This window comes from Bradyrhizobium sp. IC3195 (assembly GCF_020193585.1).
GTDB classification, from domain to species: domain Bacteria; phylum Pseudomonadota; class Alphaproteobacteria; order Rhizobiales; family Xanthobacteraceae; genus Bradyrhizobium; species Bradyrhizobium yuanmingense.
In genome coordinates this window covers 53,532-66,113 of the sequence record NZ_JADYVG010000030.1, presented here as the reverse complement: position 1 = coordinate 66,113, position 12,582 = coordinate 53,532, and the positions used below count along the sequence as shown (strand labels likewise).

The 12,582-nt window shown below is 64.6% G+C and carries 12 protein-coding genes and 1 tRNA gene; 9 read left to right on the top strand and 4 right to left on the bottom strand.

Features of this window, described 5'->3' with window-relative positions:
• Positions 1-42 precede the first annotated feature (42 nt).
• On the top strand, positions 43-954 hold the full coding sequence (locus I6F09_RS34300; RefSeq protein WP_225174304.1) for a LysR family transcriptional regulator: 912 nt from the start codon (positions 43-45) through the stop codon (positions 952-954).
• 34 nt (positions 955-988) lie between these two features.
• On the opposite strand, the gene I6F09_RS34295 is transcribed toward I6F09_RS34300, so the two are convergent.
• A tRNA-Ser gene (locus tag I6F09_RS34295) sits at positions 989-1,078 on the bottom strand.
• A 136-nt stretch (positions 1,079-1,214) separates the two neighbouring features.
• Here I6F09_RS34295 and I6F09_RS34290 point away from each other — a divergent pair.
• The gene (locus I6F09_RS34290; protein ID WP_109141810.1) at positions 1,215-2,078 is read left to right on the top strand and encodes an alpha/beta hydrolase; all 864 of its coding nucleotides are present in this window, start codon (positions 1,215-1,217) and stop codon (positions 2,076-2,078) included.
• A 174-nt stretch (positions 2,079-2,252) separates the two neighbouring features.
• Here the strand turns inward: I6F09_RS34290 and I6F09_RS34285 are convergent, their stop codons facing one another.
• The gene (locus I6F09_RS34285) at positions 2,253-3,380 is read right to left on the bottom strand and encodes an ROK family protein (protein ID WP_036008710.1); all 1,128 of its coding nucleotides are present in this window, start codon (positions 3,378-3,380) and stop codon (positions 2,253-2,255) included.
• Between the two features lie 332 nt (positions 3,381-3,712).
• On the opposite strand from I6F09_RS34285, the gene rplU reads away from it, so the two are divergent.
• The 3 genes from rplU (at position 3,713) to I6F09_RS34270 (ending at position 5,228) form a co-directional block, all read left to right on the top strand.
• Positions 3,713-4,099, top strand: coding sequence for a 50S ribosomal protein L21 (gene rplU, locus I6F09_RS34280; RefSeq protein ID WP_036008712.1), 387 nt, complete (start codon positions 3,713-3,715; stop codon positions 4,097-4,099).
• A gap of 103 nt (positions 4,100-4,202) precedes the next feature.
• On the top strand, positions 4,203-4,472 hold the full coding sequence (rpmA, locus tag I6F09_RS34275; RefSeq protein WP_025032812.1) for a 50S ribosomal protein L27: 270 nt from the start codon (positions 4,203-4,205) through the stop codon (positions 4,470-4,472).
• A 162-nt stretch (positions 4,473-4,634) separates the two neighbouring features.
• Positions 4,635-5,228 carry a GNAT family N-acetyltransferase gene (locus I6F09_RS34270; RefSeq protein WP_036024657.1) on the top strand — a complete coding sequence of 198 codons (594 nt, stop codon included), beginning with the start codon at positions 4,635-4,637 and terminating at the stop codon, positions 5,226-5,228.
• A gap of 180 nt (positions 5,229-5,408) precedes the next feature.
• Here I6F09_RS34270 and I6F09_RS34265 read toward each other — a convergent pair whose 3' ends face one another.
• Complete coding sequence (locus I6F09_RS34265) at positions 5,409-6,323, bottom strand: DMT family transporter (protein ID WP_057026543.1); 915 nt, start codon at positions 6,321-6,323, stop codon at positions 5,409-5,411.
• 270 nt (positions 6,324-6,593) lie between these two features.
• Here I6F09_RS34265 and I6F09_RS34260 point away from each other — a divergent pair, with 270 nt between their 5' ends.
• From I6F09_RS34260 to I6F09_RS34250, 3 genes are all read left to right on the top strand, one after another.
• Entirely contained in the window at positions 6,594-7,076 is a 483-nt protein-coding gene (locus I6F09_RS34260) for a MaoC family dehydratase (RefSeq protein ID WP_225189985.1), read from the top strand.
• Between the two features lie 85 nt (positions 7,077-7,161).
• Positions 7,162-8,202, top strand: a complete 1,041-nt coding sequence (gene obgE, locus I6F09_RS34255; protein ID WP_225189984.1) for a GTPase ObgE — start codon at positions 7,162-7,164, stop codon at positions 8,200-8,202.
• 237 nt (positions 8,203-8,439) lie between these two features.
• On the top strand, positions 8,440-10,074 hold the full coding sequence (locus tag I6F09_RS34250) for an alkaline phosphatase family protein (RefSeq protein ID WP_225189983.1): 1,635 nt from the start codon (positions 8,440-8,442) through the stop codon (positions 10,072-10,074).
• Positions 10,075-10,222: 148 nt separating this feature from the next.
• On the opposite strand, the gene I6F09_RS34245 is transcribed toward I6F09_RS34250, so the two are convergent.
• Positions 10,223-11,188 carry a Bug family tripartite tricarboxylate transporter substrate binding protein gene (locus I6F09_RS34245; RefSeq protein ID WP_036024653.1) on the bottom strand — a complete coding sequence of 322 codons (966 nt, stop codon included), beginning with the start codon at positions 11,186-11,188 and terminating at the stop codon, positions 10,223-10,225.
• A 191-nt stretch (positions 11,189-11,379) separates the two neighbouring features.
• Here I6F09_RS34245 and proB point away from each other — a divergent pair, with 191 nt between their 5' ends.
• Positions 11,380-12,501, top strand: coding sequence for a glutamate 5-kinase (gene proB / locus I6F09_RS34240; RefSeq protein ID WP_036008728.1), 1,122 nt, complete (start codon positions 11,380-11,382; stop codon positions 12,499-12,501).
• Positions 12,502-12,582: the final 81 nt, after the last annotated feature.

The following is a 12,582-nucleotide window of genomic DNA, read 5'->3' as shown; positions in this document are numbered from 1 at the left end:
GAGATAAGCCGGAAAATACTCATCAATTCATGAGATTTCGCCATGAATGTCACATTGCGCCAGTTGCGCGTCTTCACCGGCGTGTACCGGACGCGCAGCATCACGCGGGCCGCCCGCGAGCTCGGCATCACGCAATCGGCGGCGAGCCTGTTGATCCAGCAGCTCGAGACCCAGCTCGGCGTCAAGCTGTTCGACCGCTCCACGCGCTCGGTGCAGCCGACGCTGGCCGCCGACGAGGCGTTCGCCGCCGCCGAGCGCATGCTGAGCGATGCGCAAGGCCTGTCGCGCCGCATGCGTGATCTCGCGCAGGCTCGCGCAGGCCGGGTCGTGTTCCTCGCCTCGGCCGGCACCGCATCGGCGCTGCTGCCCATGGTCCTGGCGAAATTCCGCACTGGTCATCCCGACATCGAGATCGACATGCGCGATGTCGCCGCCGACGATCTCGTGCCACGGCTGAGCACGACCGACGCCGAGTTCGCGATCGGCAGCGTGGAGGGCGAATTCGCGGACATGACGATCGAGACGCTGACGAGCGGCCGCCTGAGCGCGATCGGCCGTCGCACCGCGGACTTCGCCGCGCGTCGGTCCCTAACCTGGGACGAGCTGGTGCAACTGCCGACGATTGCGATGCGCAGCGAGACACGCATCCGCATGCAGATCGATCAGGCCCTGAGCGCGCAGGGCAAGCGCCTCGATCCGACCTATGAAGTGACCCTGATCAACACCGCGCTCGCCATGACGGCGCAGGGCCTCGGCCTCGCCATCCTTCCCGCGACGATGCTGCCGGCCGACCAGTTCCCGACACTGATCGCAAGACCGCTGGTGCGACCCGCCCTCACCCGCCCCGTGTCGCTGCTGCAGCGCCAAGGCCGGACGCTGTCGCCCGCGGCGCAGGCGTTTGTGGCGACGGCGCGGATGGTGCTCGCGGGGCGAACGGCACCGGCATCAGGCTGATTTTGCGGAGCTATTGAGAGGGGGGTCGCTGAGCTGGCGGAGAGGGAGGGATTCGAACCCCCGATAGGCTTGCACCTATGCCGCATTTCGAGTGCGGTGCATTCAACCACTCTGCCACCTCTCCTGAAGGCGCCATATTAGGAGCTGGGCCCCTGTGGTTGGGGGCGTTAATAGGCGAGGATGGCGGGCCAGACAAGGCGCGAAAGGGGAAAATCCGCTGCCTCTTTTCGCCCACTATCCCGCTTTGGGAAGGAACTGCCATGGAGCATCTGACGGTCACCGCCAATGGCGCCAAATTCCACGTGGCTCGTGCCGGAAGCGGCAAACCGCTGCTTTTGCTGCATGGTTGGCCCGAATTCTGGCTGACCTGGGAGCCGGTGATATCGAGGCTTTCGGACCGATTCACGCTTGTCGCGCCTGACCTCCGCGGCTTCGGCGACAGCGACAAGCCAGGTGGACCTTACGGACCGGACGGCCATGCCGCCGATATGCTGGCGCTGATGGACCGGCTCGGCATCGACCGATTCGGCGTCGTCGGCCACGATGTCGGCGGCGCTGTCATGCAGCCGCTGGCCCGGCAGGCGCCCGAGCGGATGGCGGGCCTCTTCTTCTTCGATTTCGTCTATCCCGGGATCGGGCCGCGCATGGCCGCGCCCGATAGGCTCAACCACATCTGGTACCAGTCCTTTCACCAGATGGAGATGGCGCCACAGCTCATCGGTGCGAGCCGGGAGAGCTGCCGGCTCTACATCAGCCATTTCCTCAAAGGCTGGGCGCACCGGACAAATGCCTTCGACGACGTGCTGGACGCCTTCACGGACAATTTCCTGAAAGCCGGCAACCTCGCCGGCGGCTTTGCGCATTACCGCGCCTCGCATGCCGGGCGCGTGGCGATGATGAAGGGCGAAGCGCCGCCACTTCCGCCGATCGCGGTGCCGACCTGCGTGCGCTGGGCCGAGCACGATCCGCTGTTTCCCTTTGGCTGGACCGACCGGCTGTCCGAGACCTTCAGCGATCTCGACCTCGAGATGTTTCCCGGCGTCGGCCACTTCCCGCATCGGGAAAATCCGGATCGCGCGGCACGCGAGATCGCCGCGTTCTTTGCGCGCATCGGCTGGAGCTGAGGAGAAAAACGGGGTGGGACCGCCAGACGCGGTAAACACTGGCGGTCCCGTGCCGCTTATTGAAATACTGGCCGTGAAGGGCGGCTTCGCCGGCCGAGTGGAAGCGACGATTCGACCCTAGCGTGCGACGGGCGGTCCGCAACGCAATCCGGTCCTTAACCTAACCGGTCAAGGTTACTCCTTGTCCGCTTTACCTTTTTTCTTCCCGTTCTCCGTGGAATCCCGGTCCTTGCCGTTGCCTTCCTTGCGGCGATTGGTGAAGCGCGCATTGCCAAGTCCGGTGCCGATGGTGAGCACGCCCCAGCGGTCAACGTCCTGCATGAACGGTACTTCCGAGAGCCCCTGCACCACGCCGTCATTGTGCATCAGGATCGCGGTGTCGTGCTCGCCAATGGCGGGGATGCCCTCGATCAGGCTCGCCGGCAGGTTGAACTTGCTGCTCTCCCAATTGCCCGGCAGATTCTGCGCGCCCTTCTCGATCGAGCCGTCCGGGTTGATCACACCGGGACAGGCGATGCCGATGAACGGCGCGAGCTTGTAGCCTTCGGCCTCGGCCTCCGTGATCAGCCCTTTCAGCATCTTGGTCAGCCGCTTCACCGCGCCTTCGCGCGTCGGCTCGTCGTCGGCGTGACGCCACAGCTCCGCATGCACCACCTTGGCCTTGGACAGATCCTTGGCTTTCTTCCAGCCGGTTTCCACCACGCCGCAGCGGATGTTGGTGCCGCCGATGTCGACGGCGAGAATGCTGTCATGAGCCTCGAAGATCCAGGACGGCGCCAGGTGCAGCGCGCCGATCAGGCCGGCCTCGTCAGGATGATGGCGGATCGGCTGCAGGTCGATCTTGAAGCCCTCGGATTTCAGGATGATCTCGGCGCGGGCGATCACGAGCTCGCCGAGCCTTGAATCGCGAAAGCCGCCGCCGACGACGATGCGCTCGGTCTTGGCCCAGGCCTTGGTCTTGAGGAATCGGCGCGTGACATAAGCGAGCTCCTGGGAGAAATCCTCGATCGCGCTGTGCACCACGGCCGAGGCCTCGGTGTCGTCGCCGATCAGGATGGCGTCCAGCGTCTTCTTGTTGATCTCCTCGGTCGGCACCTTCCCGAACGGGTCCTCCCCCGTCTTGCGCAGCGGCTTGCGCCAGCGCTCGAGCACCTCCCGGAACGCGCCCTTGCTGGCGCGGTCGCCGAGAAAGCCGTCCTCGTCCTTGATCTCGATGTTGAAGCTGTCGACGTCGACCGACGGCAGCCGTTCGGCGCCATGCTGGGCGATGCCCGTTGTTTTGACCAGTTCGTCTGTTGCCATGAGAGCCCTTGCCCCGCTTGCTTGTTCCGGCCGGGACAACTGCGGGGGAACCCGTTTGTTGCAAAGCCCACCCGAGATTCGGCTGCGCGCTTTCAGCGCGGCCAAAGCCTTCAAATCCGGGCGGTTTTCGCCCAGTTTTCCTTGACTTGGCGCGCTCGGCCGCTATAAGTCCCACAGCCGGCGCGGGGCGTTTCTCGCGCCGCTTGTTTTTGCTTGGGTTTTCAAAGGGATAACTCCCGCCCACGCAGACTCGCATAAACCATAGCGACTGACAAAAAGCCGACCCGGACGCTCCGCGTCCCGAGGCCGGGATTGAACACGGAGAAAGAACGATGTTCGCAGTCATCAAAACCGGCGGCAAGCAATACCGCGTCGTGCCGGATGATGTTCTCGAAGTAGGCAAGATCGAAGGCGAAGTCGGCTCGATCGTGCAGCTGAATGAAGTGCTTGTGGTCGGCGGCGACACGCCGGTGCTGGGCGTCCCGACGGTCGCAGGCGCGTCCGTCGCGGTCGAGGTGCTCGACCACAAGCGCGGACCGAAGGTCATCGCGTTCAAGAAGCGCCGCCGCAAGAACTCGCGCCGCAAGCGCGGCTATCGCGACGAGATCACGGTTCTGCGCATCAGCGAGATTCTGACGGACGGCGCCAAGCCCACCAAGGGCCCGCGTCCGAAGAAGGAAAAGGTGACGAAGGAGCCGGCAGCGGAAGCCGCCGAGTAACGCAAAACCGATCACGCCAATTCACGAATTGATGCGTGCGACGTTTTGAAATGATTCCGTCAAGGAATTGACCTAGAACTACGCAGGATTTCGGAGACGAGCCATGGCTCACAAAAAAGCAGGCGGTTCATCGCGCAACGGTCGCGATTCCAAGGGCAAGCGCCTCGGTATCAAGGCGTTCGGCGGCGAGATCGTCACGCCCGGCAACATCATTGCGCGTCAGCGCGGCACGACCTGGCACCCCGGCCTCAATGTCGGCATGGGTACGGACCACACTCTGTTCGCCAAGATCGAGGGCCGCGTTGCGTTCCAAGCCAAAGCCAACGGCCGCACCTTCGTATCGGTGCTCCCGCTTGCCGAGGCTGCTGAATAGACGGTGGACAAAAACGGAGTCCGCCGGTCCCGACTGAACCGGCGGAGTCCTAGAGATCGCAAGAGATCGAAGGCTCCAAGGGGAGGCGGGAAACCGGCCTCCCCTTTTCTTTGCTCACTTTGTTCTTTGCACTTTGACTTAGTGACTTTCACGGAGCCGGACATGTTGCAGGATTTCTCGAGCGTGACCTTGGCCGAGGCGAGACCAAGCGTCGTCGCCACCGAGCGGCTGACCTTGCGGCGGCCGACGCTGGCCGACGTCAGGACCATCGCCCGGCTCGCCAACGACCGCCGCGTCGCCGAGAACACGCGCCGCCTGCCGCATCCCTATTCGCAGGACGACGCCGCCGAATTCATCCGCGCCACCGCCGAACTCGGCAGCGAGACCGTGTTCCTGATCGAGCACGACAGCGGGCCGGTCGGCATGGTCGGCATCGATTGCTCCAAGCCCGGCAATGCCGAGCTCGGCTACTGGCTCGGCGTCGAGCATTGGGGTCGGGGCTTTGCCACCGAGGCGGCGCGCGGCGCGATCGATTTCTTCTTCGAGGAGTTCGAGGACGAGCATCTCTACGCCGGCGCGCGCGTCACCAATCCGGCCTCGCGCAAGGTGCTGGAGAAGTGCGGCTTCCAGTGGAGCGGCGTGCAGCTGCACCGCTTCCTGGCGCTCGGCTCCTCGACCCCCGTCGACTGCTTCCGCCTGTCGCGCGGCGTGTGGGCCTCGCTGAAGAGCTGGAGCAGTGCGAGGAGGGTGCGGTAGGCGAAGGCGCCGCACTCGCAATTGTCATCCCGGGGCGCGCGTAGCGCGAGCCCGGGATCCATAATCCCGGAGCGCAGTGCGGGGCAAAGCGCCCACTCCCGGTCGTCGTTCAACTGCTCCCTGTGGGTATGGATCCCGGGCTCGCGCTACGCGCGCCCCGGGATGACGTTGTGAGCGTGGCTACGCCGGCGGATTGACCTCGTCGCTCTCACGTCCCAAATCCCGCTCCCGAAGATAGATGTAGAACCCGGCGCCGATGATGATTGCGGCGCCGACGAGTGTTGCGATGGACGGGACGTCGCCGAACACGACGAAGCCGAAGATCACCGCCCAGACGATCATCGAATATTGATAGGGCACCACGACGCTGGCCGGCGCGAGCTTGAGCGAACGGTTGACGCAGAACAGCGCAGTTACCGAAACGCATCCGGCGAGCGCGAAGATCACGAGGCTGCCGGGCGTCGGCGGCACCCAGTTGAACGCCGACAGCACCGCGCCCAGCGAAAACGTGCCGACGAATTGCGAGGACGCCATCACGATGTCGGGCGTCTTGCGCAGGCTGCGCGTGATCAGCATCAGGGTTGCAAAGGAGAGGCTGCCGCCGAGCGCGATCAACGCCGGCAGGCTGACGGTCTGCGCCGACGGCCGCAGCGCGACCAAGACGCCGCAGAAGCCGATCAGGATCGCGGTCCAGCGCCGCCAGCCGACCTTCTCGCCCAGAAAGATCGCCGACATCGCGGTGACGAAGATCGGGCCGGCGAGATAATAGGTGATGACGTCGGCGAGCGGCAGATAGACGGTTGCGAGAAAGAAGGCCGCGACTTCCAGCGTCGACAGCACGACGCGAACCAGCTGCAGGCCCGGCCGCTCCAGATGCAGAAACTGGTGACGCTGCTTCCAGATCAGCGGCGACAGCAGGAGCAGTGCCGCGCAGGCGCGCAGGAATAGCAGCTGCCCCACCGAATAGGTCCCGACCAGGAACTTGCCCATGGCATCGCCGAACGAGAACATGAAGATCGACAGCACCATGAGCCCGATGCCGGCCAGGCGCGCGGAGCGATCGTCATAGGCGGAGAGATTCTTGAACAGGGGCATTGCGACGAGTTGCAGGTTCGGGGGCTCGTCATTGCGAGGAGCTCTTGCGACGAAGCAATCCAGAATCTTTCCGGGGAGGGATTCTGGATTGCTTCGCTGCGCTCGCAATGACGGGGAGATAGCGGCGAAAGCAGGCGAATAGAGTCGCTTGCAGTCGTTTTAATGACGGCAGCCGCCGCGGCAAGCCCGCGCAAGCCTAATTGAACGGATTGTCGCATTGTTTGCATCGCGGTAGCGATAAGCGCCCAGCGACGAAAAGAGAGCTTTGACATGACCGATTTCGATCCGGCCCGGCATCGCATGATCCCGACGCAACGCTGGTTTGAGGATTTCGTCGTCGGCGAACGCTTCGTGCTGCCGAGCCGCACCCAAACCTCGGCATTGTTCGCCGCATTCCAGACCGCGAGCGGCGACACCCACCCCGTGCATTACGACGTGGAATATTGCCGCGCCCGCGGCATGCCGCATCTGCTCGCCCACGGCTTCCAGACCTTGATCCACACCGCGCCCGGCGCCGGCCTGTTTCCGTTCATGGTCGAGGACTCCCTGGTCGGCTTCCTCGAGCAGTCGAGCCGGTTCCTCAAGCCGGTGTTCGCCGACGACACCATCTATCCCGCGCTCGAAGTCACCGAGCTGGTGCCGGGGCGCAGCACCGGCGTGGTGACGCTGCGCAGCACCGTGTTCAACCAGCGCAAGGAGCTGGTGCTGGACGGCCTGCAGAAATTCCTGATCCGGCGGCGACCGACCGGTTAAGCAAGGGCAGCAGTCGGCGGAATTTCAGCCGATTTGCGGACCGATCCGGGTTGCCGCAGGGGGCCGGCTGGCCTACCTATGGCCCATGAAATTCCTTGACGAAGCAAAGGTCTATATCCGCTCCGGTGACGGCGGGAACGGCTGCGTGGCGTTCCGCCGCGAGAAGTTCATCGAATTCGGCGGTCCCTCCGGCGGCAATGGCGGCCGCGGCGGCAATGTCATCATCGAGGTCGCCGACGGCCTCAACACGCTGATCGACTACCGCTACCAGCAGCATTTCAAGGCGCAGAAGGGCGAGAACGGTTCGGGCTCGGACCGCCACGGCGCCAACGGCAAGAACATCGTGCTGAAGGTGCCGGTCGGCACGCAGATCTTCGACGAGGATCGCGAGACCTTGATCCACGACTTCACCAAGGTCGGCGAAAAGTTCGTGCTGGCCGAAGGCGGCAATGGCGGGTTCGGCAATGCGCATTTCAAGTCCTCGACCAACCGCGCGCCGCGCAACGCCAATCCCGGCCAGCCCGGCGAGGAGCGCTGGATCTGGCTGCGGCTGAAGCTGATCGCGGACGCCGGCCTCGTCGGCATGCCCAATGCGGGCAAGTCAACGTTCCTCTCCAAGGTCAGCGCGGCAAAGCCGAAGATCGCCGATTATCCCTTCACCACGCTGCATCCCCAGCTCGGCGTCGTGAACGCCGACGGCCGCGAATTCGTGCTGGCCGACATTCCCGGCCTGATCGAGGGCGCGCATGAAGGCACCGGCCTCGGCGACCGCTTCCTCGGCCATGTCGAGCGCTGCCGCGTGCTGCTGCACCTGATCGACGCCACCTGCGAGCATGCCGGCAAGGCCTACAAGACCGTGCGCAAGGAGCTCGACGCCTATGGCGGGCAGCTCACCGACAAGATCGAGATCGTCGCGCTGAACAAGATCGATGCGGTCGAGCCGGACGAGCTGAAGAAGCAGAAGAACCGCCTGAAGCGCGCCGCGAAGAAGACGCCGCTGCTGCTGTCGGGCGCCACCGGCCAGGGCGTCAAAGAGGCGTTGCGCGCGCTGGCCGATGTGATCGGCGAAAGCCCGGTCTCCGCCAAGGCCAAGAGCGCGGCCGAAGCGGAGCCGTGGTCGGCTTAAACTCTCTCCCCAACGTCGTCCCCGCGAAGGCGGGGACCCATACCGCGTGATCTATCTGTTGCGAAGGGTCGAAGTACCGAACGACGAGTCTTCGCCAAACGACTCCCTGTGGTTATGGGTCCCCGCCTTCGCGGGGACGACAGCGGAGTCTATCGCTGCGAGCGCGCGCATCACCGGCTTGTCTTCGCGCCCGCGATAGCGCAGCATCAAACAATCAAGAAACGGCAGGGACAACGCATGGCGCGCGCGAAGAACGTTCTCTGGATCATGTGCGACCAGCTTCGCTACGACTACCTCGGCTGCACCGGCCATCCCACGTTGAAGACCCCGAACATCGACGCCATGGCCAGGCGCGGCGTGCTGTTCACCAAGGCCTATGTGCAATCGCCGATCTGCGGCCCGTCACGGATGTCGTTCTACACCGGCCGCTACATGCGCTCGCACGGCTCGCATTGGAACGGCTGGCCGCTGCGCGTCGGCGAGCCCACGCTCGGCGATCACCTCAAAAAAATCGGCGTGCGCAACGTGCTGGTCGGCAAGACCCACATGGCGCCTGATATCGAAGGCATGAAGGCGCTCGGCATCCCGCCGGAATCGATGATCGGCGTGCATGTCGCCGAATGCGGCTTCGAGCCTTACGAGCGCGACGACGGCCTGCATCCGACCGGACGGCCACGCCCGAAATACGACGAATATCTGCGAAAGCAGGGTTTTGAAGCCACCAATCCCTGGGAGCACTGGGCCAATTCCGGCGCTGCCGAGGATGGCAGCTTGCAGAACGGCTGGCTGCTGGTGCACGCCGACAAGGCCGCGCGCGTGCCAGAAGAGCATTCCGAGACGCCCTACATGACGCGGCGCGCGATGGACTTCATCAGCGAGGCGGAAACGGACGGCCGCCCCTGGTGTTTGCATCTGTCCTACATCAAGCCGCACTGGCCCTATATCGCGCCGGAGCCCTATGCCAGCATGTATTCGACGGATGACATGATCCCGGTGATCCGCTCGGAGCGCGAGCGGCAGAATCCGCATCCGGTGTTCGGCGCCTACATGGACATGCGCTATTCCCGCAACATGGCTCGCGATGATGCACGCGAGAAGGTGATCCCGACTTATATGGGCCTGATCACCCAGATCGACGATCAGATGGGCGTGCTGATGAAGTTTTTAGGTGAGCGCGGCCTGCTCGACACCACCATGATCGTGTTCACCTCCGATCATGGCGACTATCTCGGCGATCACTGGATGGGCGAGAAGGACCTGTTCCACGAGCAATCGGCAAAGATCCCGCTGATCATCATCGATCCTTCGAAAGAGGCCGATGCGACGCGCGGCACGCGCAGCGATGCGCTGGTTGAGGGAATCGATCTCGCGCCGACCTTCGTCGATTATTTCGGCGGCAAGGTGCCGGGCCACATTCTCGAAGGACGTTCGCTGCTGCCGCTGCTGCGTGGGCAGAGGCCGAGCGATTGGCGCAAGGTCGCATTCTCCGAATACGACTATGCCATGCAGGACGTGCGGTTGAAGCTGAACCAGCCGATCGAGCGCTGCCGCCTGTTCATGGTGTTCGACGGGCGCTGGAAATACATCCACGCCTCCGGCTTCCGCCCGATGCTGTACGACCTCGAAACCGATCCGGACGAATATCTGGATCGCGGCGACGATCCGGAATGCGCCGGCATCATCGCGCGGCTCCAGGCCGAGCTGTTCGACTGGGCGCTGCATCCGAACGATCATATCACCACACCACGCGAGAAGATCGCCGCCTATGCGGATAGTCAGCTCCAGGTGAAGGGTGGCATCCTGATCGGCATCTGGGACGAGAAAGAGCTCGCGGCGATCAAGGACGGCATCGCCCAGCGCGCGAAGATGTGAGTTGCTCTTCGCGAGCCTGCATCGTCGATACAATCGAACATCCATCCACGCCGTCATTGCGAGCGCAGCGAAGCAATCCAGAGTGTTTCCGCAGATCAGTCTGGATTGCTTCGTCGCAAGGGCTCCTCGCAATGACGGGAGAGAGACCTCAATTCGTGATCTTGTAGCCCGTCGCCTTCACGATCGGCTGCCACAGCGCGGTGTTCGCGGCGAGCTCCTTGGATAGCGCGTCCGCATTGCTGCCGATCGGAATCAGCCCGATCGCCGTCAACTTCTCCTTCACCTCCGGCTTGGCAAGCGCCGCGCTCGCCGCCGCCCCGAGCTTGCTCGCGAACTCCGGCGGGCTGCCGGCGGGAAGCCACATGCCGTACCAGGCGTCGGCAACGAGATCGATGCCGCTCTCCTTCAGCGTGGGCACGTCAGGCGCGAAGGGTGAACGTTCCGCGCTCGCGACGGCGATGATCTTCACGCCCTTGGCGCGGTGCTGCGGCAGCGCGTCCGCCAGCGTGGTGATCCCGAAGGAAATGTGGCCGCCGACGAGGTCGTTAAGGATCGGCGCGCTGCCGCGATAGGGCACGCGGGTCAGGGGAATACCGAGATCCTTCTCGAGCTTGGAGCCGGTGAAATGCGGAATGGTGCCGTTGCTCGGCACTCCGAACGAGGTCTTGTCCGGATGCGATTTCAGCCACGCTACGAACGCTTTGAAATCGGCAGCATCGATGCCCGGGCCGATCACCAGCGCAAACTCGAAGCGCGCCAGCAGCGACACCGGCATGAAATCCCTGGCCGTGTCGAAGCTCGGCGTCGCCTCCACCATTGGCAGCAGATACATGGTCGGCCCTGTCGTCACCAGCACCATGCTGCCGTCGGGGCTCGCGCCTTTCACCGCCTTGATGCCGATCAGGCCGTCGCCGCCGGTGCGGTTCTCGACCACGACGGTCCGCTGCAGCAGCGGAGCCATCTCCTGCGCGAGCAGCCGGCACAGCGTGTCGCCGCCGGCTCCGGCCGCAAACGGGAAGATGATCTTCGTCAGCCCGGCCTGCGCCCGCGCACCACCCGCCTGCGCGAACAGCGGCAGGCCGAGGCATCCGGCCATGAATTTGCGGCGATCCATTCGTTTCCTCTTTCGGCCCGTTTATCGTTGATCGCCATTAGAGCCAGACGGACGGCTGACACAAGGCCGACATGCGTCGTTTACCATCCCGGCTGACTTGCGCCGGTCACCGTCCTGCTGCAAAAGCAGGGCTCATCGGCGCCGCCTGTCGCTCCGCCGTCATTCGCATCCAGCGCCAGCACACAAGAGACATGGCCAGCCCCGAACTCAGCCAATTCCGCCGCATCGTCGTCAAGGTCGGCTCAGCGCTGCTGGTGGATTCCGACAGGGGCGAGGTGCGTGCGTCCTGGCTGGCTGCACTGGCCGACGACATGGCCAAGCTGCACAAGGAAGGGCGCGACGTGCTGGTCGTCTCCTCCGGCTCGATCGCACTCGGCCGCAGCCGGCTGAAATTGCCGCGCGGCCCGCTGAAGCTGGAAGAGAGCCAGGCCGCGGCCGCCGTCGGTCAGATCGCGCTGGCGCGAATCTGGTCGGAGGTGCTTGGCGCCCACGGTATCGGCGCCGGCCAGATCCTGGTGACGCTGCAGGACACCGAGGAGCGCCGCCGCTATCTCAACGCGCGCTCCACCATCGGCAAGCTGCTGGAATGGCGCGCGATCCCCGTGATCAACGAGAACGACACGGTGGCGACCACCGAGATCCGCTACGGCGACAACGATCGCCTCGCCGCGCGCGTCGCGACCATGGCGAGCGCCGACTTGCTGGTGCTGCTGTCCGACATCGACGGGCTCTACGATGCCCCGCCGAAGAACAATCCGAACGCAAAACTCATTCCCGTCGTCGACAGCATCTCCTCGGAGATCGAGGCGGTGGCGGGCGATGCCGAGTCCGAGCTGTCGCGCGGTGGCATGCGCACCAAGGTCGAGGCCGCCAAGATCGCGACGACCGGAGGCACGCATATGCTGATCGCCTCCGGCAAGATCGAGCATCCCTTGCAGGCGATCGCCGATGGCGGCCGCTGCACCTGGTTCCTGACGCCAGCCAATCCCATCACCTCGCGAAAGCGCTGGATCGCGGGCACGCTGGAGCCGAAGGGCACGCTGACCATCGACGCCGGCGCGGTGACCGCGCTACGGGCCGGGGCCAGCCTGCTGCCGGCCGGCGTGAACAAGGTCGAGGGCCAGTTCGCCCGCGGCGATGCCGTGATCGTGCGCGGCCCCGACGGCAGCGAGGTCGGCCGCGGCCTGATCGCCTATGACGCCGATGATGCCGAGCGGATCAAGGGCCGCTCCTCCCCAGATGTGATGACCATCCTCGGCATCAGCGGCCGCGCCGAGATGATCCACCGGGATGATCTGGTGGTGGGCGGGTAAGGGCCCCGCCCCGCTCGCCGCCGGGAGACCAGCCATACCCTCCCCGCCCTTCGCAAAAGCGGGATTTCCGTGCTAGGACAC

What these genes read in the sequence shown, in the direction of transcription:
- I6F09_RS34300 (WP_225174304.1), top strand. Translation starts at nt 43, where the DNA reads ATGAATGTCACATTGCGCCAGTTGCGCGTCTTCACCGGCGTGTACCGG.
- I6F09_RS34290 (WP_109141810.1), top strand. Translation starts at nt 1,215, where the DNA reads ATGGAGCATCTGACGGTCACCGCCAATGGCGCCAAATTCCACGTGGCT.
- I6F09_RS34285 (WP_036008710.1), bottom strand. Translation starts at nt 3,380, where the DNA reads ATGGCAACAGACGAACTGGTCAAAACAACGGGCATCGCCCAGCATGGC.
- rplU (WP_036008712.1), top strand. Translation starts at nt 3,713, where the DNA reads ATGTTCGCAGTCATCAAAACCGGCGGCAAGCAATACCGCGTCGTGCCG.
- rpmA (WP_025032812.1), top strand. Translation starts at nt 4,203, where the DNA reads ATGGCTCACAAAAAAGCAGGCGGTTCATCGCGCAACGGTCGCGATTCC.
- I6F09_RS34270 (WP_036024657.1), top strand. Translation starts at nt 4,635, where the DNA reads ATGTTGCAGGATTTCTCGAGCGTGACCTTGGCCGAGGCGAGACCAAGC.
- I6F09_RS34265 (WP_057026543.1), bottom strand. Translation starts at nt 6,323, where the DNA reads ATGCCCCTGTTCAAGAATCTCTCCGCCTATGACGATCGCTCCGCGCGC.
- I6F09_RS34260 (WP_225189985.1), top strand. Translation starts at nt 6,594, where the DNA reads ATGACCGATTTCGATCCGGCCCGGCATCGCATGATCCCGACGCAACGC.
- obgE (WP_225189984.1), top strand. Translation starts at nt 7,162, where the DNA reads ATGAAATTCCTTGACGAAGCAAAGGTCTATATCCGCTCCGGTGACGGC.
- I6F09_RS34250 (WP_225189983.1), top strand. Translation starts at nt 8,440, where the DNA reads ATGGCGCGCGCGAAGAACGTTCTCTGGATCATGTGCGACCAGCTTCGC.
- I6F09_RS34245 (WP_036024653.1), bottom strand. Translation starts at nt 11,188, where the DNA reads ATGGATCGCCGCAAATTCATGGCCGGATGCCTCGGCCTGCCGCTGTTC.
- proB (WP_036008728.1), top strand. Translation starts at nt 11,380, where the DNA reads ATGGCCAGCCCCGAACTCAGCCAATTCCGCCGCATCGTCGTCAAGGTC.